This window comes from Nocardioides alkalitolerans DSM 16699 (assembly GCF_000426525.1).
In the GTDB taxonomy this organism is placed as follows: Bacteria; Actinomycetota; Actinomycetes; order Propionibacteriales; family Nocardioidaceae; genus Nocardioides; species Nocardioides alkalitolerans.
Window position 1 is genome coordinate 79,528 of record NZ_AUFN01000010.1, and the last position, 19,948, is coordinate 99,475.

Annotated in this window: 17 protein-coding genes; 8 read left to right on the forward strand and 9 right to left on the reverse strand. The window is 74.6% G+C overall.

Translation table 11 applies throughout. The features are described from left to right. Nucleotides 1-46 precede the first annotated feature (46 nt). Both K329_RS0101125 and K329_RS0101130 read right to left on the reverse strand, forming a co-directional pair. Nucleotides 47-922, reverse strand: a complete 876-nt coding sequence (locus K329_RS0101125; protein ID WP_052336221.1) for an inositol monophosphatase family protein — start codon at nt 920-922, stop codon at nt 47-49. Beyond that, nucleotides 919-2,136, reverse strand: coding sequence for a ferrochelatase (locus K329_RS0101130; RefSeq protein WP_211225704.1), 1,218 nt, complete (start codon nt 2,134-2,136; stop codon nt 919-921). The genes K329_RS0101125 and K329_RS0101130 overlap by 4 nt, the downstream gene beginning before the upstream one ends. A 55-nt stretch (nt 2,137-2,191) precedes the next feature. On the opposite strand from K329_RS0101130, the gene K329_RS23750 reads away from it, so the two are divergent. Then, entirely contained in the window at nt 2,192-3,457 is a 1,266-nt protein-coding gene (locus K329_RS23750) for an MFS transporter (protein ID WP_052336222.1), read from the forward strand. Nucleotides 3,458-3,468: 11 nt separating this feature from the next. Continuing rightward, nucleotides 3,469-4,782, forward strand: a complete 1,314-nt coding sequence (locus K329_RS0101140) for a D-arabinono-1,4-lactone oxidase (RefSeq protein ID WP_028471623.1) — start codon at nt 3,469-3,471, stop codon at nt 4,780-4,782. A 66-nt stretch (nt 4,783-4,848) separates the two neighbouring features. Here K329_RS0101140 and K329_RS0101145 read toward each other — a convergent pair whose 3' ends face one another. Then, a complete protein-coding gene (locus tag K329_RS0101145; protein WP_245596400.1) occupies nt 4,849-5,490 on the reverse strand; it encodes a trimeric intracellular cation channel family protein in 642 nt (213 codons plus the stop codon). Nucleotides 5,491-5,629: 139 nt separating this feature from the next. On the opposite strand from K329_RS0101145, the gene sepH reads away from it, so the two are divergent. Next, a complete protein-coding gene (gene sepH / locus K329_RS29190) occupies nt 5,630-6,811 on the forward strand; it encodes a septation protein SepH (RefSeq protein ID WP_052336223.1) in 1,182 nt (393 codons plus the stop codon). Between the two features lie 84 nt (nt 6,812-6,895). After that, nucleotides 6,896-8,908 carry an SDR family oxidoreductase gene (locus K329_RS0101155; protein WP_028471625.1) on the forward strand — a complete coding sequence of 671 codons (2,013 nt, stop codon included), beginning with the start codon at nt 6,896-6,898 and terminating at the stop codon, nt 8,906-8,908. A 3-nt stretch (nt 8,909-8,911) separates the two neighbouring features. On the opposite strand, the gene K329_RS23760 is transcribed toward K329_RS0101155, so the two are convergent. Further along, nucleotides 8,912-10,039: an NAD(P)-binding domain-containing protein gene (locus K329_RS23760; protein WP_043641833.1), complete on the reverse strand. Its 1,128-nt coding sequence runs from the start codon at nt 10,037-10,039 to the stop codon at nt 8,912-8,914. 46 nt (nt 10,040-10,085) lie between these two features. Beyond that, nucleotides 10,086-10,739, reverse strand: coding sequence for a thymidine kinase (locus tag K329_RS0101165; RefSeq protein WP_028471626.1), 654 nt, complete (start codon nt 10,737-10,739; stop codon nt 10,086-10,088). A gap of 74 nt (nt 10,740-10,813) precedes the next feature. Here K329_RS0101165 and K329_RS0101170 point away from each other — a divergent pair, with 74 nt between their 5' ends. Continuing rightward, complete coding sequence (locus K329_RS0101170; protein WP_028471627.1) at nt 10,814-11,689, forward strand: LLM class F420-dependent oxidoreductase; 876 nt, start codon at nt 10,814-10,816, stop codon at nt 11,687-11,689. Nucleotides 11,690-11,691: 2 nt separating this feature from the next. Here the strand turns inward: K329_RS0101170 and K329_RS0101175 are convergent, their stop codons facing one another. Next, the gene (locus tag K329_RS0101175; RefSeq protein ID WP_028471628.1) at nt 11,692-12,255 is read right to left on the reverse strand and encodes a dihydrofolate reductase family protein; all 564 of its coding nucleotides are present in this window, start codon (nt 12,253-12,255) and stop codon (nt 11,692-11,694) included. 159 nt (nt 12,256-12,414) lie between these two features. On the opposite strand from K329_RS0101175, the gene K329_RS0101180 reads away from it, so the two are divergent. The 3 genes from K329_RS0101180 to K329_RS29195 all read left to right on the forward strand — a co-directional run bounded on the left by K329_RS0101180 (nt 12,415) and on the right by K329_RS29195 (nt 15,289). Next, entirely contained in the window at nt 12,415-13,092 is a 678-nt protein-coding gene (locus K329_RS0101180; RefSeq protein ID WP_028471629.1) for a response regulator transcription factor, read from the forward strand. Nucleotides 13,093-13,111: 19 nt separating this feature from the next. Then, on the forward strand, nt 13,112-14,560 hold the full coding sequence (locus tag K329_RS0101185; protein ID WP_211225705.1) for a sensor histidine kinase: 1,449 nt from the start codon (nt 13,112-13,114) through the stop codon (nt 14,558-14,560). Between the two features lie 129 nt (nt 14,561-14,689). Then, nucleotides 14,690-15,289 (forward strand): PepSY domain-containing protein, encoded by a 600-nt coding sequence (locus tag K329_RS29195; RefSeq protein ID WP_028471631.1) that lies wholly within the window; start codon nt 14,690-14,692, stop codon nt 15,287-15,289. A 98-nt stretch (nt 15,290-15,387) separates the two neighbouring features. Here K329_RS29195 and K329_RS0101195 read toward each other — a convergent pair whose 3' ends face one another. From K329_RS0101195 to K329_RS0101205, 3 genes are all read right to left on the reverse strand, one after another. Continuing rightward, nucleotides 15,388-16,545 (reverse strand): alkaline phosphatase family protein, encoded by a 1,158-nt coding sequence (locus K329_RS0101195; RefSeq protein WP_028471632.1) that lies wholly within the window; start codon nt 16,543-16,545, stop codon nt 15,388-15,390. Next, complete coding sequence (locus K329_RS0101200) at nt 16,542-17,129, reverse strand: DUF5998 family protein (RefSeq protein ID WP_028471633.1); 588 nt, start codon at nt 17,127-17,129, stop codon at nt 16,542-16,544. The genes K329_RS0101195 and K329_RS0101200 overlap by 4 nt, the downstream gene beginning before the upstream one ends. 119 nt (nt 17,130-17,248) lie before the next feature. Then, entirely contained in the window at nt 17,249-19,945 is a 2,697-nt protein-coding gene (locus K329_RS0101205) for a bifunctional acetate--CoA ligase family protein/GNAT family N-acetyltransferase (RefSeq protein ID WP_028471634.1), read from the reverse strand. Nucleotides 19,946-19,948: the final 3 nt, after the last annotated feature.

Consider the following 19,948-nt stretch of genomic DNA (forward strand, 5'->3'; position numbering starts at 1 on the left):
GGATCGTGCGCACTTCGTGCCCGTCCGAACGGTCGTCGACCCCCGCCTATTCCCGGGTCGTCGGGCCGCTGCGCAGGGGCGTCGGGTCGGTGAGGTAACCGGCCTCGGCGACGGCGGCCCACAGGGCGTCGAAACCCGCCGCAGGCCCGCAGACCAGGGCCTCGCGGCCGCCGGCGCCGGTCGCGAACGCCCACCGCGCGCCGGCCTCGGAGGCCACCAGCGTGCCCGCCGCGTGGTCCCACGGGTGGGTGCCCTCCTCGACGTACGCGTCGGCCTGACCGGCGGCGAGGGCGCAGAGGTCGAGGGCGCAGGAGCCCATGCGACGGATGTCACGCACCCGGGGCAGCAGGTGCACCAGCGCCTGGGCCTGGAGGCGGCGCAGGTCGGCGTCGTACGAGAAGCCCGTCAGCACCAGGCGCTGGTCGAGCGTGACGTCGGGGCGCACCCGCAGCGTGGTGCCGTCCCGGCGCGCTCCCCCGCCCAGGTAGGCCTCGTTCACGCTGCCCGTGGCGACGTCGACGACGGCCCCGGCGACGCTGCGGGGCGTGCCGTCGGCGTCGACGACCTCGGCGGCGACCGACACGGCGTACTGCGGGATGCCGTAGAGGAAGTTCACGGTGCCGTCGATCGGGTCGACCACCCAGCGCACCCCGCTCGTGCCCTCGCGGGCGGCACCCTCCTCGCCGAGCAGTCCGTCGTCCGGGCGGGCCGCGGCCAGCAGGGCGGTGAGCAGCTCCTCGCTCGCCCGGTCGACGTCCGTGACGACGTCGATCGACGAGCTCTTCGTGGCGGCCACCTCGAAGCCCCGTGCGCGGCGCGTGCGCACGAGGTCGGCCGCCTCGAGCGCGACCGTCACCGCGACGTCGCGCAGCGTCGCGTACGGCGTGCCGTCCGGCGCCGTGCCCGCGCCCGGCCCGCTCACGCGCCGGCCGGGGCGACCGAGAGGTCGTCGAGCCCGCCGGCGACGGGGAGGCTCTGCCGCGCGTTCGGGCAGCAGTGGGGCGCACACCGGTCCCAGCGCGGGCCGAGGGAGCCCTCCGCGGGCCGGACCGGCAGCGTCGACGGGTCGGCGGCCGCGGCGGCCTCGGCGTCGATCGGCCCGTCGGGGCCCGTCACGACGCCGGCGCGCTCCAGCGCGGACCGCTCGACGAGCAGGTCGCGCACCAGGGCCACGAACCGCGGGTCGAGACCTGCCGTGGCGGCCCGGACGGCGGGCAGGCCGAGCTCGCGCGCGGTCTCGAGCGCCTCGGTGTCGAGGTCGTAGATGACCTCCATGTGGTCGGAGACGAAGCCGATCGGGGCCATCACGACCGCCGGGACGCCGTCGGCGTGCAGCGCCTCGAGGTGGTCGTTGACGTCGGGCTCGAGCCACGGCACCTGCGGCGGGCCGGAGCGCGAGCAGTAGACGAGGTCGAAGTCGTGCCGCACGCCGGTCGCCTCGGCGACGTGGTCGGTCACCACGCCGGCGAGGTCGAGGTGCTGGGTGCGGTAGGCGTCCCCGGTGGGGCCGCTCGCGTCGTTCATCGTGTCCGGGATCGAGTGCGTGACGAAGACGAGCCGGGCCCCGTCGCGCCCGTCCTCGTCCAGCTCGCCGAGCGCGGCCAGCACGGCGTCGACGTTCGGGCCGACGAAGCCGGGGTGGTTGAAGTAGACCCGGAAGCGGTCGAGCTTCGGCGCCTCCAGGCCCGCGTCCGCCGCCGCCTGACGGGCGCCGGCGAGGTTCTCGCGGTACTGGCGGCACGACGAGTACGACGAGTAGGCCGACGTCACGAAGGCGGCGGCCCGACGCACTCCGTCACGGGCCATCTGCGTCACGACGTCGTCGAGGTAGGGGTCCCAGTTGCGGTTGCCCCAGTAGACGGGGACGTCGATGCCCGCCGCCGCGAAGTCGGCGCGGATGGCGGCGAGCAGCGCACGGTTCTGGTCGTTGATCGGCGAGCGGCCCCCGAAGAGCGAGTAGTGCTGGCCGACCTCGACGAGGCGCTCGCGCGGGATCCCCCGGCCGCGGGTGACGTTCTCGAGGAACGGCACGACGTCGTCGGGCCCCTCGGGACCGCCGAACCCGACGAGGAGGAGGGCGTCGTACGGCGTGACGTCGGTGGGCGGGGCGGGATCGGGGCTCGACATGTGCTCCATCGTAGGGAGCCGTGGATGAGGCCCCGGCGGGTGGACGGACCTACGCTCCCGTGTCGTGCTGACGTCGTACTCGCGGATCCTGCGGCACCCGGGTGCCGGGCTCTTCAGCCTCACCGGGCTCGTCGCGCGCATCCCGATCTCGACCGTCTCCCTCGGCATCGTGCTGCTGATCTCGGCGGAGACCGGCTCCTACGGGTTGGCCGGGGCGATCTCGGCCGTCTACGTGCTCGCGAACGCCGCGCTGGCCATCGTGCACGGGCGCCTGGCCGACCGCTTCGGGCAGGCGCGGGCGCTGGCCCCGGTCATCGTCGTGTTCGGCCTGGGCGGGCTCGCCGTGGTCGGGACCGTCGCCGCGGACGCCCCCCGCTGGACGACGTACGTCGCCGCCGCGGTCACCGGCGCCGCGCTGCCACAGGTCGGCTCCTGCGTCCGCGCCCGCTGGACGCACGTGCTGCGCGACGACCCGCGCGGGATCCAGACGGCCTACGCCCTCGAGGCCGTGGTCGACGAGTCGGTCTTCATCACCGGCCCGATCCTCGTGACCGTGCTCGCCACGGCCTGGCACCCCGCCGCGGGTCTGGTGACGGCCGTCGTGACCGGCGTCGCGGGCACCCTGGCGCTCGCCGCGCAGCGCCGCACGCAGCCGCCCGCGTCGGGCGGACGCGCCGTCGCCGGCACCCGCCCGGCGATGCCGTGGGCGGCCCTGGGCATCCTCACGCTCGTCTCGTTCGGGCTCGGCGCCGTGTTCGGGTCGGCGGAGGTCGCCACCGTCGCCTTCGCCGAGCACGCCGGCGCCAAGGTGTGGGCCGGGCCGCTCCTGGCGGTCTGGGCGCTCGGCAGCCTGGCGGCCGGGGTCGTCGTCGGGGCCGTGCACTGGCGGGTCGGCCCGGCGGTCCGGATGCGGTGGGGCGCGCTCGCGCTCACCGTGGCCATGGCCCCCCTGGTGGTGGTGCCGTCGATGGTGCTGCTCGCCCTCGGGCTGCTGGTCGCCGGCGCCGCCATCTCCCCCACCGTCATCAGCTCGATGGCCATGGTCCAGAAGATCGCCCCGCCCTCCCGCCTGACCGAGGCCATGGCGGTCATGCACACGGGCATGGCCGCGGGCATCGCCCCCGGCGCGGCCCTGGCCGGCTGGTGCGTCGACGGCTGGGGCGCCGGCGCGGCGTACGTCGTGCCCGTCGTGGCCGGCGCGGTCGCGGCCGCGGCCGCCTGGTCGACGCCGCTGGTGGTCGGCGACCTGGGGTCGCGCGGGGAGCCGGCCGAGCCCTACGCCCCCGACGACCTCGACGACCTCGCCGTGCGGGTGGACGAGAAGGCCTAGGGTCGGGGTCCATGGCGACGTGGACCAACTGGGCGGGTACGGCGACCGCCCACCCCCGCACGCAGAGCACCCCCGGCAGCGCGGCCGCGGTGGTCGCCGCGGTGGAGCGGGCCCGGGCGGCCGGGTCGACGGTGCGGATGGTCGGCACCGGCCACAGCTTCACCGACGTCGCCGTCACCGACGGCGAGCTGCTGCACCCCGCAGCGCTCGTCGGCGTGGTCGACGTCGACCGGACGGCGATGACCGTGACCGCGCTGGCCGGCACCCCGCTGAAGGTGCTGAACGCCGAGCTCGCCCACCTCGGCCTGAGCCTGCACAACATGGGCGACATCGCCGAGCAGACCCTCGCCGGGGCGATCTCCACCGGCACGCACGGCAGCGGCGGCACGTGGGCCGGTCTCGGCGCCCAGGTCGTCGGCCTCGAGCTGGTGACGGGCACGGGCGAGCTCGTGCGGGCGTCGTCGACGGAGAACGCCGACGTGCTCGACCTCGCCCGGGTCGCGCTGGGCGCCCTCGGGGTGCTGGTCACCGTGACGTTCGCCGTCGAGCCGCTGTTCCTGCTCGAGGCGGTCGAGGCACCGATGTCGTGGGACGAGGCCGTCGGCTCGTTCGACGAGCTGGTCGCGGAGAACCACCACGTCGACCTCCACTGGTTCCCGCACACGGACCGCCTCCTGACGAAGCGCAACAACCGCCTCGACCCGGGCGAGGAGGGGCTCGCCGCCGCCGAGCCGCTCGGGCGGCTGCGCGGCTGGGTCGACGACGAGCTGCTCGCCAACACCGTCTTCGGGCTCGCGGTCGCGGCCGGCAACCGGGCTCCCGCGGTGATCCCGCGGATGAACCGGGTGACGTCGCGGGCGCTGTCGCCGCGCACCTACTCCGACGTCGCCCACCGCGTCTTCACCTCCACCCGGCGGGTCGTGTTCCGCGAGATGGAGTACGCCGTGCCCCGGTCCGTCGCGCACGAGGTGCTGGCCGAGGTGCGCCGGGTGGTCGACGCCTCCGACTGGCGTCTCAGCTTCCCGGTCGAGATCCGCGTCGCACCGGCGGACGACGTGCCCCTGTCGACGGCGTACGGCCGCGACAGCCTCTACCTCGCGTTCCACGTGCCCCGCGACGTCGACCACACGGCGTACTTCGCGGGTGTGGAGGCGGTGCTCCGCGCGTACGACGGGCGACCCCACTGGGGCAAGCTGCACACCCGTGAGCGGGCCGACCTCGCGCCGGCGTACGACCGCTTCGACGACTTCCTCGCGCTGCGCGACCGCCTCGACCCCGACCGCGTGTTCGCGAACGCCTACCTGCGGCGCGTGCTGGGCGACTGACCCGACCGACGGCACCGCCCAGCGACGGCATCGCCTTGACGACAGCAGCGCCCGCGGCGCCGACGGTCAGACGCTCGCCGGGCCCCGCGGCAGCGGCGCGTGCCAGCCGCGCCAGAGCGCCAGCAGGCGCCACACCAGGCAGACGCCCGCCCCGGCGACGGCCATGACGAGCAGCGGGGCGTCGAGCTCGACCCCGACGACCGCGACCCCCGCGCCCGCGAGGGCCGGGGTGGCGTAGAGCTCGCCGCGGAAGATCTCCGGCACCCGGCCCGCCAGGACGTCCCGGATCATGCCGCCGCCGATGCCGGTGACCATGCCGAGCAGGGCGGCCGGCAGCGGTCCGAGGCCGTAGTCGAGCGCCTTGACCGCCCCGGCGACGCAGAAGAGCGAGAGCCCGAACGCGTCGAAGACGTTCACCTGGCGCTCGATGCGGCCGAGGGTGGAGTGGAACCAGAAGACGACCAGCCCGGCCGCCACCGGCACGAGCAGGTAGCGCCAGTCGGCGAGCGCCGCGGGCGGGGTCGCCCCGATGAGCACGTCGCGCAGGAATCCGCCGCCGAGCCCCGTCGTACCGGCCAGCACGAGCACGCCGAAGACGTCGAGGTCCTTGCGCACGGCGACCAGGGCGCCGGAGATGGCGAAGACGAAGATGCCGACCAGGTCGAGCACGACCAGCAGCACGGCCGGATCCAGGTCCCACGAGCTCACCCGCGGAGGGTAGCGCCGCACCGGCCCGTCGCCCGCGTCGCCGCGACCTCGGGGCGTAGGCTCGCCCCACACGGAACCACCCGTCCGACGTGCGCGACCCGCGCGCCGGCACCCGACCAGAGCAGGAGCCCGCCCGCACATGGTGCACCTGACGCTCGCAGGCCTGAGCCAGGACAAGCGGCGCCTGCTCCTGGTCAGCGATGCCGGCGTGGAGTTCACGCTCGACGTGGACGGCCGACTCAGGGCCGCCCTGCGCGGCGAGGTGGATCGCATCGGTCAGTTGGAGATCACCATGGAATCAACGCTCCGCCCCCGCGACATCCAGTCCCGGATCCGGGCCGGCGCGACGCCGGAGGCGGTCGCCGAGGCCGCCCAGACGTCGGTCGAGAAGATCATGGCGTTCGCCGGTCCGGTCCTGGCCGAGCGCGCCCACATCGTGCAGCGCGCCCAGGCCTCGTCGGTCCGCCGACGGGCCGGCGAGTCGGGCGGTGCCCGCACGCTCGGCGACGCCGTCACCTCGCACCTCTCCGGCGAGGGCACCCCCGCCGACGCGGTCGAGTGGGACTCGTGGCGCCGCGACGACGGTCGCTGGACGCTGACCGCGGTCTACCCGGCCGGCAAGAAGCAGAGCACCGCCACCTACACCTTCGACGTGCGCGGCAGCTACGTCGTCGCCGAGGACGACAACGCCCGCTGGCTGATCGGCGAGGCCCCGCCCGCCGCCCCGGCCACCGGCCGCCGCGACGACCTCCAGAGCGCCCGTCGCCGCCGTGCCGGCCGCGTGAGCATCTCGGAGTCGGTGCTCGACCTGGGCGACCAGCCGCCGTACGACCTGCTCTCCGACCTCCCGCTCGACGACCCGGAGGCCGCCCCCAACGCCGCCAGCGCCTCGCTGGGCGACGACGCGATGGACCTCGTGGACGACTCCCCCACGACCGCGACCGGCCCGGCCACGTGGGAGGCCGAGGGGCTCGACCGCGAGCCGACCGTCGACCTCTCCGACGTGCGCCACGCCGCGTCCACCCTGCCCCGCACCCCGGACTCCCCCACGCCGCCCGACGCGGTCGACGACGTGTCTGTCACCGACGCCCCCACCGAGCCGGCCACCGGCGACGAGGTCGCGGGCGGCGCACCCGACGAGCGCCCCGAGGCGGCCACGGACGGCGGGGCTGCCGCCGACGACGTCCCACCGACCGACGCACCGACCGACGCACCGGCCGACCCGCCGCCCGCGACCCGTCGCCCGGCGCGCAAGAACCGGGGCCGGGCCTCCGTGCCGAGCTGGGACGAGATCATGTTCGGCGGCGGCCGACCCGAGTGAGGCCCGGGTGGGCCCCGGTGATGCCGGCGGACGGGGCGTCCTCGACCCATCGCCTGCGGTGACCTGGGCCACTACGCTGCGGCCATGTCCTACTTCGTCACCGGCGCCACCGGGTTCATCGGCCGATTCCTCGTCGGCGAGCTGCTCGAGAAGCGCGAGGGGCCCGTGCACGTGCTCGTGCGCGAGGGGTCGCTGGGCCGGCTGCAGCAGCTGGTCGAGGAGTGGGGCACCGACCGCGTGCTCCCCGTCGTCGGCTCGCTCGACGAGGAGGGCCTCGGTGTCGATCCGGGCTGGGTCGCGGAGCACGGCGGCGATGTGCGGCACTTCTTCCACCTCGCCGCCAGCTACGACATGGCCGCGAGCAGCGCGACGAACGACCGGCTGAACCTCGGCGGCACCCGTCACGCCCTCCAGCTCGCGGCCGCGCTGGGGGTCGACTGCTTCCACCAGGTGTCGTCCGTCGCCGCGGCGGGCGACCACCGCGGCGAGTTCGCGGAGACGGACGTCGACGTGGGCCAGAAGTTCTCCTCGCCCTACCACCGCACGAAGTTCGAGTCGGAGCGCATCGTGCGCGAGACCGCTGCGGTGCCGTGGCGCGTCTACCGGCCGGCGATCGTCGTCGGCGACTCCCGCACGGGCGAGATGGACAAGGTCGACGGGCCCTACTACTTCTTCCCGCTCATCAAGCGGCTGCGCGACACCGTGCCCGCGTGGACGCCGCTGGTGGGTCCCGACCTCGGCGACACCAACGTCGTACCGGTCGACTTCGTGGCCGCCGCGCTCGACCACCTGGCGCACCTGCCGGGCCACGACGGCGAGACCTTCCACCTCGTCGACCCCGAGCCGCAGCCGGTGCTCGAGATGGTCAACGCCTTCTGCAGCGCGGCCGGCGCGCCGCAGTTCACGGGCACGGCGGGCCGGGGCCGGCCGTCGGTGGAGCGGCGCCTGCTCCCCCGGGGTCTGCGCCCTGCCGACCTGGCCGCCACCGTCGCCGGGTCGGCTCCCGCCCAGCTGCTGCTCGACCAGACGCTGGGGCGCCTCGGCATCCCGGCCTCGGTGCTCGCCCACACCTCGTTCCCGACCCGGTTCGAGGCGCGCCGCACCACGCGCGCCCTCTCGGGCTCGGGCATCTCGGTGCCGCGGCTGGAGTCCTACGCCGCCACGCTGTGGACCTACTGGGAGGAGCAGCTCGACACCAGCACCGGCCGCAACCGGCGCAACCGGGCCGCGCTGTCCGGCAAGCACGTGGTCATCACCGGCGCCTCGTCGGGCATCGGCCGCGTCGCCGCCCTCAAGGTGGCCCAGGCCGGCGGGGTGCCCGTGCTCGTCGCCCGCGGCAAGGAGAAGCTCGACGAGCTGCGTCGCGACATCGAGCGGCGCGGCGGCACGGCGTACGTGTTCCCGTGCGACCTCTCCGACCTCGACGCGATCGACGAGCTCTGCGGGGTGCTCACCCGCGAGCTGCCCGGCATCGACGGGGTCGTCAACAACGCCGGCCGCTCCATCCGGCGCTCGCTGCGGCTCTCGCAGGACCGCTTCCACGACTTCGAGCGCACGATGCAGCTCAACTACTTCGGGGCGATCCGGCTCGTGATGGGGCTCATCCCGCTGATGCGCGAGGGCGGCGGCCACGTCGTCAACGTGTCGTCGATCGGGGTGCAGACCAACCCGCCGCGCTTCTCGGCGTACGTCGCGTCGAAGGCCGCGCTGGACTCGTGGAGCAACGTGGTGGCCTCCGAGCTCGTGGGCGAGGGCATCACGTTCACCAGCATCCACATGCCGCTGGTGCGCACCCCGATGATCGCGCCGACCAAGCTCTACGACCGCTTCCCGACGATCTCGCCGGCCCAGGCCGCCGACCTGGTGGTCAAGGCGCTCGTCGAGAAGCCACACGAGCTCAACACCCCGCTGGGCAACGCGGGCGCGGTCGCCCACACCGTGGCGCCGAAGCTCGCCTTCCGGCTGCTCAACATGGCCTACCACGTGTTCCCGGACTCGACCGCGGCCAAGGCCCACACCCAGCCCGACGCCGCGCGGGCCGGCACCGAGAACGAGCAGCTGCTCCTCGCCCGGGTGTTCCGCGGCGTCCACTGGTGAGGCTCAGGCCACCGACCCGGTGGCCGCGTCCTCGGCAGCCGCCTGCGCCTCGGCGTCGGCGGTGAGGAGGCGTCGCACGGCGACCGCGGCCGCGCGGCCGGCCCGGTTGGCGCCGATCGTGCTGGCCGACGGCCCGTAGCCGACGAGCTGGACCCGGGGGTCCGCCACCGCGGTCGTGCCGTCCAGCGCGATCCCGCCGCCGGGCGCCCGCAGGCGCAGCGGCGAGAGGTGGTCGACCACGGGGCGGAAGCCGGTGGCCCACACGACGACGTCCACCGCGAGGTGGTCGCCCGCCCGCACGCCGGCACCGTCGCGGTCCCACACCACGCCGCCCGCGGTGAAGCGCGACGGCATCGGGCGCCGCCGGTCGTAGACGCCGAGCCGCCGAGCCGCCTCCTCCTGGGGCCGCAGGAAGAGCCCGGTGACGCTGACGACGCTGCGCGGCGGCAGTCCCCGGCGCACCCGCTCCTCGACCAGCGCCACCGCGGCCCGTCCGTCGAACTCCTCGACCTCGCCGTCACGCCAGACCGGCGCGCGGCGCGTCACCCAGGAGACGTCGGCGACGGGCGCCAGCTCACCGATGATCTGCACCGCGGAGGCCCCGCCACCCACGACGAGCACCCGGAGGCCCGCGAACGCCGCGGGTCCGTCGTACCGGCTCGAGTGCAGCTGGCGTCCGCGGAAGCCGGGGACCCCCGCGACGTACGGCACGAACGGGTGCCGCCACGTGCCGGTGGCGTTGACGAGGGTGCGGGTGGTCCAGGTGCGGTCGCCCGCCTCGACCACGAGCAGGCCGTGCGGGTCACCGTCCTCCCCCGCCGGGCGCACCGCGTGCACCGCCACCGGACGGACCACCGGCAGGTCGTGGCGGCGCTCGTAGTCGGCGAAGTAGGCCGGCACCACGTCGCGGGCGGCTGCGGCCGGGTCGACGTCGGGCAGCGGCTCGTCGGGCAGCTGGGCCACGCCGTGCACGTCGGCCATCGTCAGGCTGTGCGCGCGGTGCTGCCAGGCACCTCCCGGCGCGGCGTCGGCGTCGAGCACGACGTGCGGCACCCCGCGGCGGCGCAGGTGGTACGACGCGGAGAGGCCCGCCTGGCCGGCGCCGACGACGATGCTCCCCAGCGGCTCCATGCGAGGTGAACGCCCGGGCGGCGGTCGGTATGCCCGACCCGGCGGGTCAGCCGAACGGGAGGGGCTCGGGGGCCATCGAGACGGCCTTGGCCCGGGCCGCGGTGAGCTTGCGGCGGTGGTGCTGGCGGCAGAGCACCTCGTAGGCGACCTCGGCCGGCGGCTGCCCCGTCTGCTCGACGTCGCCCACGACGACCTGGTCGCCCTCGGTGACCATGACGCCGTCCTCGGTGCGCGCGTTGTGGGTGGCCCGCTTGCCGCACCAGCAGAGCGCCTCGACCTGCAGCACCTGCATGCGGTCGGCCAGCTCGACGAGGCGCGCCGCACCCGGGAAGAGCCGGGTGCGGAAGTCGGTGAGGATGCCGAAGCAGAAGACGTCGAGCTGCAGCTCGTCGACGATCTTCGCCAGCTGCTCGATCTGCAGCGCCGTGTAGAACTGGGCCTCGTCGCAGATCAGGTAGTCGATGCGACCCCCCTGGGTGAGGGTGGTGACGACGAACTGCCAGAAGTCGAACTCGTCGACCACCTCCTCCGCGTCGTGGAAGAGCCCGAGCCGCGACGAGATCGTCGCCTGGCCGGCGCGGTCGTGGCTCGTGAAGATGCGCCCCACCCGACCACGCGCCGCGTGGTTGTGGTTCGTCTGGAGGGCAAGGGTGCTCTTCCCCGAGTCCATCGTGCCGGTGTAGAAGTGCAGTTCAGCCACGGACGCGCATCCTTCCACGGATCCCGGCGCCCGCACGCCACCGTGCCCCACCCGTCCGCCCCGAAAGGCACCCCATGGACCTCGGCCTGCACCTCGCCGCACTCGACGTCGACGGCGGCGACGCCGCGCTCGCGCCCACGCTCCGCGACGCCGCCCGGGCCGCGGACGAGGCCGGCGTCGCGTGGTTGTCGCTGATGGACCACTGGTTCCAGATGGAGCAGCTCGGCGGCCCGCACCGCGCCATGCTCGAGGGCTACACGACGCTGGGCTACCTCGCGGCGCTCACCGAGCGGGTGCGGCTCGGCCTCGTGGTCACGGGCGTCACCTACCGCCACCCCGGCCTGCTCGCGAAGACCGTCACCACGCTCGACGTGCTCTCCGGCGGGCGGGCGTTCCTCGGTCTCGGCGCGGCCTGGTACGAGCGCGAGCACCGCGGGCTCGGGGTGCCGTTCCCGCCGCTCGCGGAGCGCTTCGAGCGGCTCGAGGAGACGCTCCAGGTGATCGACCAGATGTGGAGCGACGACGACGGCCCGTGGCACGGGCGCCACTACGCGCTCGAGGAGACGATCTGCCTGCCCCGGCCGCTGCAGTCGCCCCGCCCGCCCGTGGTGATCGGCGGCAGCGGCGAGCGCAAGACGCTGCGCCTCGTCGCGACGTACGCCGACGCCTGCAACCTCTTCGCCACCACGCCCGAGCAGGTGGCCCACAAGATCGCCGTGCTCGACCGGCACTGCGCCGACGTGGGCCGCGACCCGACGGAGGTCCGTCGCACCGTCATCGGCGGGCCCGACCCCGTGTCCGACCCCGCCGACTTCCTGCGCCAGGCGCAGGCGTACGCCGACCTGGGCGTCACCCTCGTGGTCGTCTCGCCGCCGCCCGGGGCCGACCCCGCGGCGTACGCCGCGACCCTCGGCGAGCAGGTCGTGCCGGCGCTGGCCGAGATCGGCTGACCTCAGCGTCGGACGTCGGCCACGAGCTTCGTGACGCCGTTGGCGTAGGTCTCCGACTCGCGCACGTCGAGCACCTGCTTGTCCTTGTCGGCGCCGCTGAAGAGCCGGCGGCCGGCGCCGAGCAGCACCGGGAAGACCAGCAGGTGGTAGCGGTCGACCAGCCCGGCGTCCGCGAGCGCGGCGCCCAGCGTGGCGCTGCCGTGCACGATCACCGGGCCGCCGTCGGTCTCCTTCAGCGCGGCCACGTCGTCGAGCGAGCGCAGCACGGTCGCGGGCCAGCGCGGGTCGTCGCCCTCCAGCGTGGTGGAGACGACGTAGCGCGGCATCGCGTTGTAGCCGGCGAAGTAGTCGGCGTCGGGCCACACCGGCGCGAAGGCCTCGTAGCTGACCCGGCCCAGCAGCAGCGCGCCCGCCTCCTCCTGCTCGCGGCCCTTGAGGTCGTAGACGGCGTCGACGTGCTCGAGGTCGGCGAAGGTCCAGCCGCTGTTGCGGTAGCCGGGCTCCCCGCCCGGCGCCTCCATGACGCCGTCGAGCGAGACGAAGGCGGTGACGACGAGCTGACGCATGGGGTTCTCCTCGGGTGCGGGCGGCTGCCTCGGTGGTGCGGTCGGACGGATGGACCCGTCGGCGGGCGTGAACTCATCGCAGGTCGCTCGCGCCGTGCCGATCCTCCCCTCGCGGCCTCGTTCAGCGGCGCTTCAGCGACGGGTCGGCACAATGACGCCATGCGTGTTCTGGTGGTCGACGACGAACGGCGTCTCGCGCGCTCCCTCAAGCTGGGGCTGGAGGCCGAGGGCATGGCCGTCGACGTCGCCCACGACGGCACCGACGGGCTCTGGCTCGCGCGGGAGAACCCGTACGACGCGATCGTGCTCGACCTCATGCTGCCGGGCATCAACGGCTACAAGGTCTGCTCGACCCTGCGCGCGGAGGAGAACTGGACCCCGATCCTCATGCTGACCGCCAAGGACGGCGAGTGGGACCAGGTGGAGGGGCTCGACACGGGCGCCGACGACTACCTGACCAAGCCGTTCTCGTTCCCCGTCCTCGTGGCGCGCCTGCGCGCCGTCGCCCGCCGCGGCGCCAAGGAGCGTCCGACCCTGCTGGAGGCGGGCGACCTGCGCCTCGACCCGGCCGCCCGCCGCGCCTGGCGCGGCGACACCGAGCTCACCCTGACGTCGCGCGAGATGTCGCTGCTCGCCCACCTGCTGCGCCACCGCGGCGACGTGGTCTCCAAGCGCCAGGTGCTCGACGCGGTCTGGGACGTCGACTTCGACGGCGACCCCAACATCGTGGAGGTCTACGTGCGCCACCTGCGCAACAAGATCGACCGGCCCTTCGACCGCGACGCCATCCAGACCGTCCGCGGCGCCGGCTACCGCCTGGCGAGCGACGGTGGCTGAGGTGGCTGAGGTGGCTGAGGTGGCTGAGGTGGCAGGGGCGACGGCGGGGCGCGACCCGTCCACGCGCGTACGGCGGGGCGCCGGCGTGCGGGTGCGCACGACGGTCGCCGCCACCCTCGTCGTCGCGCTCGCCTTCACCGCCGGCGCGGTCGTCCTCGTGCTGGCGCTGGGCGCCTCCCTGCGCGGGGCCGCCGAGACCAGCGCGGAGAACCGCGCCGAGGAGATTGCCGACCTGCTGGACGGCGGCGGCCCCGCGGCCCTGCCGGCCGAGTCGACCGAGCGCGCCGACGATCCCGCCGACGACCGGACGGGGCAGGGGCGCGACGGGGAGGACGAGGACGAGGACGAGGACGTCGCCGAGATCGCCTGGCAGGTCGCCCAGGACGACGCCGTCGTCGCCTCGTCGGGCTCCGGCGGCCGGCTCCTCCCCCTGGGCGACACCCGCACCGACCTCGACGGCGACCCCTACGTCGTCGTCACCGAGCGCGTCGAGCACGAGGGCACGACGTACGTCGTCTCGGGTGCCGCGTCGCTCGAGGGCGCCGACGACTCCGTCGCCGCCCTCTGGCCGCTGCTGGCCGTGGGCATCCCCGTGGCCGTGCTCCTCGTCGGCGCCACGACCTGGGTCGTCACCGGGCGCGCACTGCGCCCGGTGGAACGGATCCGGGAGCGCGTGGCGAGCATCGGCAGCAGCGCGCTCGACCAGCGCGTGCCGGTGCCGCCGTCACGCGACGAGGTCGCGCGGCTCGCGCACACGATGAACGACATGCTCGAACGCCTCGAGACGTCGGCGACGAAGCAGCGCCAGTTCGTGTCCGACACCTCCCACGAGCTCCGCTCCCCCCTCGCCGGCCTGCGCCAGACCGCCGAGGTCGCGCGCGCCCACCCGGACGCGCTCGAGCCCGGCGAGCTGACCGAGGCCGTGCTCGAGGAGACGGCGCGGATGCAGCACCTCGTCGAGCAGATGCTCGTGCTGACCCGCACCGAGGAGGGCGCGAGCACGCGCCGCCAGGCGGACGTCGACCTCGACGACCTGCTCCTCGCCGAGGCCTCCCGCGTGCGTCGTGCCTTCCCCGGCGTCGAGGTCGACAGCACGGGGGTGGCGCCCGTCCGCGCGCACGGCGACGGGCCCGCCCTCGCCCAGGTGGTGCGCAACCTCGTCGACAACGCCGTGCGCCACAGCGCCGGCAGGCTGCGCCTCGGCACGACGACGCCCGAGCCCGGCTGGCTCGAGGTCGCGGTGGAGGACGACGGCAGCGGCGTCGCCCCCGACCAGCGCGAGCGGGTCTTCGAGCGCTTCGTGCGCCTCGACGAGGCCCGCGCCCGCGACGACGGCGGGAGCGGCCTCGGCCTGGCCATCGTCCGGGAGGTCGCGCGGGCGCACGGCGGCGAGGCGCGCGTCGACGCCTCCCCCCTCGGCGGCGCGCGGTTCGTCGTACGCCTGCCGGTCGCTCGCGACGCCTCCTGACCTGCGCGGACGCGGTTCCTGAACGCACGTTCAGACGCCTTCAGGGAGGGTTCAGCGACGTCGTCGCAGAGTGGTGCCATCACGACGGGGCGCACCGCCCCGGACACCCCGACACCACGGAGGAACACCATGAGCATCGGCCAGAAGATCACCGCCAAGCGCGTCCTCGTCCCCGGCATCGCGGCCGTCGCCGTGCTCGGCGCCGGCGGCGCCTTCTGGGCCGCCACGGCCGACGGCGACGACCTGACCCGTGACGACCGCGAGCGCGCCGAGGCCGCCGCCGTCGAGGAGGTCGGCAGCGGCCGGGCCGTGGACGCGGACCTCGACGACGACACCGACGAGGGCGGCTCGCGCCTCTACGACGTCGAGGTCGTCGACGCCGACGGCCTGCAGTGGGACGTCGTGCTCGACGAGGACTTCACGGTCCTCAGCAGCCGCGCCGACGACGACGGCGACCGCTACGACGACGACCGGGACGACGACCGGTACGACGACGACCGCGCCGACGCGGCGTCGGTCGAGGCCGACGACCAGCCGATCGGCGACGCCGAGCGCACCGAGGTGGCCACCGCCGCCGAGGCGGCCGTCGAGGGCGGCACCGCCGTCGACGTCGACCGCAGCGACGACGCCGGCGAGGCCTTCGAGGTCGAGGTCCGCGACGCGCAGGGCCAGGACTGGGACGTCACCCTCGACGCCGACCTCGGCGTGATCTCCGCCGTCCGCGACTGACCGGCGCGGCCACCCGGCCGCACGCCGTACGACCCGCACCACCACCGACGCCCGCTCCGCCATCCGGCGGCGCGGGCGTCGTGCTGCGCGGGGGCGGGTCAGCCGACGAGGATCGGGATGCTCATCTCGGCCGACGTCAGCGACCCGTGGAGGCCGACCATGGACGTCTCGTAGGAGAACCGGCTCCGCGACACCACGGCGGTGGAGCCGGTGCAGGCGACCACGACGTCGCCCAGCCGCGGCCTCACGGCGTCGGTGGTGGGCCCGAACCAGCCGCGCGCGAGGGCCTCCTCGCGGGTCAGCACGAGCGCGCGCTCGCCGAGCGTCGCGGTCCACGACGCGACGACGTCCGGCACGGCGCCGTCCGCGCAGTAGAGGTGGCGCAACCGGGCCTCGCCGCCGAGGAGCACGACCCCGGCCGTCAGCTCGGGATGGTCGTCCACGTCGACCTGCGCGGCCGGCGAGGTGTCGACCATGCCGTGGTCGGCGACGACGAGCAGGCGCACCGAGGGGGGCAGCGCGTCCCGGATCTGCTCGGCCTCGGCGTCGATCGTCGCCAGCTGCTGCAGCCACGGCGTCGAGGCGACCCCGTGCTTGTGACCGGTCCGGTCGAGGTCGGCGTCGTAGACGTAGGTGAGCGACGGGTGGCGCGACGCGGCGGCCGTCACGGCGGCGACGCGCTCGCCGGCGAGGTCGGCCCCGACGTACTCCGCCCCGCGGTGCGCGGCCCGGGTCAGGCCCGAGGTGGCGTACTCGCGCTTGTTCACCGAGCTGACGATCACCCCCGCCGCGGAGAGCCGGGAGAACAGCGTGGGGTGGGGCTGCCACACGAGCGGGTCGACCTGGTCGTCCCACTTCAACGGGTAGAGGAGCCGGTCGGTGCCGGGGATGCGCGAGCTGAACCCGACCAGACCGTGGGTGCCCGGCGTCAGGCCGGTGCCGAGCGAGGTGAGGCTGGTGGCGGTCGTGGAGGGCACGCCCGCCGTGCCCGCCTCGGAGGCGGCCATGAGGGCGGAGAGGTACGGCGCGGCGTGGCCGTAGCGGAGCAGCAGCTCGGACCCGAGCCCGTCGACGAGGAGGACGACGTACGACGGGGCGTCGGGCAGCAGGAGGCCGGTCGGCAGGTCGGGGACGACGTCACGCCCCACGCCCAGGGCGCGGGCGACCGCCGGGACGACGTCGCCGAGCGAGCGGGACCCGTACGCCGGCTCGACGAAGTCCTGGCCCGCCCCCGACGGACCGGGGACGGCGCTCACGCGCCGCGCGTGCGCGCGGAGAGCGAGTCGGCGAAGGCGAGCAGGCCGAGGACGGCCTCCTTGCCGTCGGCCGCGGCCGAGACGCGCAACGAGAAGTCGTCGGTGAGCAGCTCGCCGGTGTAGCCGTGGTCGGCGTCGCACTCCGGGTCCTCGCACGCGGCGGGCATCAGCTCGATGCGGCTGACGCCGCCCCAGCCGATGGTGAGCACGGCCTCGGCGGGCAGGCTCGGACCCTTGGTCGGGTTGGTCGTCATGCGGGTCACCACCACGGACTTCACCGAGGAGAGCGCCACCGCCTCCGACGACGTCGACGTGTAGGGCTGCGGCAGCAGGTGGTCGCCGGCGTGCTCGTCGGTGTGCACCTGGATGAGGCGGGTGGGCGTCAGGACCGCGACGGTGATGTGGCGACGGACCTCGTCGCGCTCGATGGTCGGCTCGTGGTGCACGTAGAAGGAGACGACCTCCTCGCCCGCCACGGCACCGGCGACACCGTCGACGACGACCTCGGGGTAGTACCCCGTCCGTTCGATCGCCTCCCGGAGGGCGTGGGTGCGGTCGGCGTCGTGGGTGGAGCGGCTCGGCATGACCGAAGTGTGGCACGGCACGGCGCAGGGGGCCGATTCAGTCGACGCCGGACCACGCCGAACGGGCTCGACTGCGACGCCCGGCGTCCCGGGGCGTTGCAGAACTGCCGGCTCGGGGGTCAGTCCGGGAGCGTGTCGCCGACCATCGCGTTGAGCCGGCGCACGAACCAGTCGGACCGCGCGTCGACCGACGGCTCGACGCGGGCCGAGGCGCTCAGCACCGTGGCGCCGTCGACGCCGGCGAGCACGAGCGAGAGGTCGAGGGAGCGCAGCTGCGGGAGGTCGTTCTGCAGCTGGGCGACCCGCCGCACGAGCCGCTCGACGTCCTCGACGTCGGCCACGTCGCCGCCCCGGTAGCCGAACAGCAGCGGCGCGCTCTTGATCTCGCGCACCATCTCGGCGGCGTCGACCTTGCTCAGCGGCGGGATCCGGTAGGCGCGGTCGCCCAGGAGCTCGGTGAGCGGTCCGGAGATGCCGAACGAGATCACGGGCCCGAACAGCGGGTCCTCGAGCGACCCGATCGAGACGGGCACGCCGGGCGGCGCGACCTTCTGCACCACGAAGCCGGCCGAGACCGGGTCGGAGATGACGTCGCCGAGGAAGGCCCAGGCGTCCTCCATCTCCGCGCGGTTGTCGATGTTGCGCCACACGTGCGCCTGGTCGGGGCGCTCCCGCAGCCGCTCGGCGGTGGCCTTGAGCACCACGCCCCAGCCCAGCTTCTCGCCCGCGGCGACCGCCTCCTCGCGCGACGTGACGGGCTGGGCGGCCCAGAGGTCGATGCCATAGAGGGCCAGCAGCTCGGCGAGCTCGCCCGACTCCAGCACGCGCCCGTCGGGGTGGCGCTGGAGCAGCTCGGTCACGAAGCGCTTGGCCGGGAGGCTGTCGATCTCGTCGTCGTCGCTCTCGTCCTGCTTGCCCAGCCACACGGCGTAGCCGACCACGCAGGCGAGCGCGCGCACGGCGGCCTCGACGGCGGGGTACGACGGCACCGAGCCGCGCCCGGCGGTGGAGCCGGCCACGTCGGGCACACGGAGCAGCTCGGGCACACCCTCGGCGCCGAGGAAGGTCGAGACGAGCGGCTTGTCGGACTGCTCGCCGACGGCGGCGAGCACGTTCGCGACGTCCTCCCCCGACACGTTGAGCGGCGGGATGTAGACCGCCACGACGGCGTCGACGTCCGGGTCGTCGATGGCCGCGTCGAGCGCGTCCTCGAAGTCCTCGGCGCCCGCGTCGGCGCCGAGCTGCATCGACTTGTTCACGACCAGGCCCACGGAGACCGCCGCGTCGGTGGCGAGCAGGCCCAGCGCGTCGGAGTTGCCGACGACGGCCACGCGGCGGCCGCGCGGGAGCGGCTGGTGCGCGAGCAGCTGGGCGACGTCGAACATCTCCTCGAGCGTGTCGACCTGGATGACGCCCGACTGGGCGAACATCGCGTCGACGGCCTCCGGCGGGGCACCGATCGTGCGCACCGCGTGGCCCATCGGCACGCCCTGGGTGTTGCGACCCGAGCGCACGGCCACGATCGGCTTGCGCCGCGAGACCCGGCGGGTGATGCGGGAGAACTTGCGCGGGTTGCCGATGGACTCCAGGTAGAGCAGCACGACCTCGGTCTGGTCGTCCTCCTCCCAGTACTGCAGGAGGTCGTTGCCCGAGACGTCGGCGCGGTTGCCGGCGGAGACGAACGTCGAGAGGCCGAGCCCGCGGTTGTTGACCTTCTCGAGGATGGCCGAGCCGAGCGCACCCGACTGGCAGAAGAAGCCGGCGCGCCCGCGGGGCGGCATCACCGTCGAGAGGGAGGCGTTGAGCTGGTGGGCCGGGTCGGTGTTGATGACGCCGAGGCAGTTGGGGCCGATGAGCCGCAGGCCGTAGGACCGGGCGAGCCCGACGAGGCGGCGCTGGCGCTGCCGACCCTCGTCGCCGGTCTCGGCGAAGCCCGAGGAGATGACGATGAGCCCGTGCACGCCCTTGGCCGCGCAGTCGAGCACGACGTCCTGCACCGCCTCGGCCGGCACGGCCACGATCGCGATGTCGACCTCGCCGGGGATGTCGCCGACCGACGCGTACGACGGGAGCCCCGCCACCGCCTCGGTCGAGGGGTTCACGACGTACACCCGGCCCGTGTAGTCGCCCATCACCAGGTTGCGCACCAGGGTGCGGCCGATCGTGTCCTGACGGCGGCTGGCGCCGATGATCGCGACCGAGCGCGCCTCGAAGAACGCCTCGATCGAGGCGGCCTCGGCGCGGTGCTCCCGCTGCTGCATGACGCCGATGGCAGTCTCGGTGGGGTCGATGTCGAACTCGAGGGTGACGACGCCGTCCTCGAAGCCGGACGCGATCTTGTAGCCGGCGTCGCGGAAGGTCTGGATCATCCGGACGTTGTCGGGCAGCACGTCGGCGGTGAACACCTCGAGCCCGTTCTCCCGTCCCGCCTGGGCGAGGTGCTCGAGGAGCACCTGGGCGATGCCGCGGCCCTGGTGGTCGTCCTGCACGAGGAAGGCGACCTCGGCGCGCCGGGGCTCGACCGCGTCGTAGCGGCCCACCGCGATCATGTCGCCGCGCACCGTCAGCACGAACGCCACCCGGTTGACGTGGTCGACGTTGGTGAAGCGCAGCACGTCGCGCGCGGAGAGCCGGGGCATCGGCGTGAAGAAGCGGTAGTACTTCGACTCGTCGGACACCCGGGCGTAGAAGTCGACGAGCAGGTCGGCGTCGCCGGGGCCGATCGGCCGGATGTGCGCCGTGCGGCCGTCGCGGAGCAGGACGTCGGCCTCCCAGTGGCGCGGGGGCTCGGGAACCTCGACGGTCGGAGTGCTCACGGG

Coding starts and splice junctions, on each gene's coding strand:
- K329_RS0101130 (WP_211225704.1), bottom strand. CDS start 2,136: ATGGAGCACATGTCGAGCCCCGATCCCGCCCCGCCCACCGACGTCACG.
- K329_RS0101170 (WP_028471627.1), top strand. CDS start 10,814: ATGGACCTCGGCCTGCACCTCGCCGCACTCGACGTCGACGGCGGCGAC.
- K329_RS29195 (WP_028471631.1), top strand. CDS start 14,690: ATGAGCATCGGCCAGAAGATCACCGCCAAGCGCGTCCTCGTCCCCGGC.
- K329_RS0101140 (WP_028471623.1), top strand. CDS start 3,469: ATGGCGACGTGGACCAACTGGGCGGGTACGGCGACCGCCCACCCCCGC.
- K329_RS0101155 (WP_028471625.1), top strand. CDS start 6,896: ATGTCCTACTTCGTCACCGGCGCCACCGGGTTCATCGGCCGATTCCTC.
- K329_RS0101200 (WP_028471633.1), bottom strand. CDS start 17,129: ATGCCGAGCCGCTCCACCCACGACGCCGACCGCACCCACGCCCTCCGG.
- sepH (WP_052336223.1), top strand. CDS start 5,630: ATGGTGCACCTGACGCTCGCAGGCCTGAGCCAGGACAAGCGGCGCCTG.
- K329_RS23760 (WP_043641833.1), bottom strand. CDS start 10,039: ATGGAGCCGCTGGGGAGCATCGTCGTCGGCGCCGGCCAGGCGGGCCTC.
- K329_RS0101180 (WP_028471629.1), top strand. CDS start 12,415: ATGCGTGTTCTGGTGGTCGACGACGAACGGCGTCTCGCGCGCTCCCTC.
- K329_RS0101175 (WP_028471628.1), bottom strand. CDS start 12,255: ATGCGTCAGCTCGTCGTCACCGCCTTCGTCTCGCTCGACGGCGTCATG.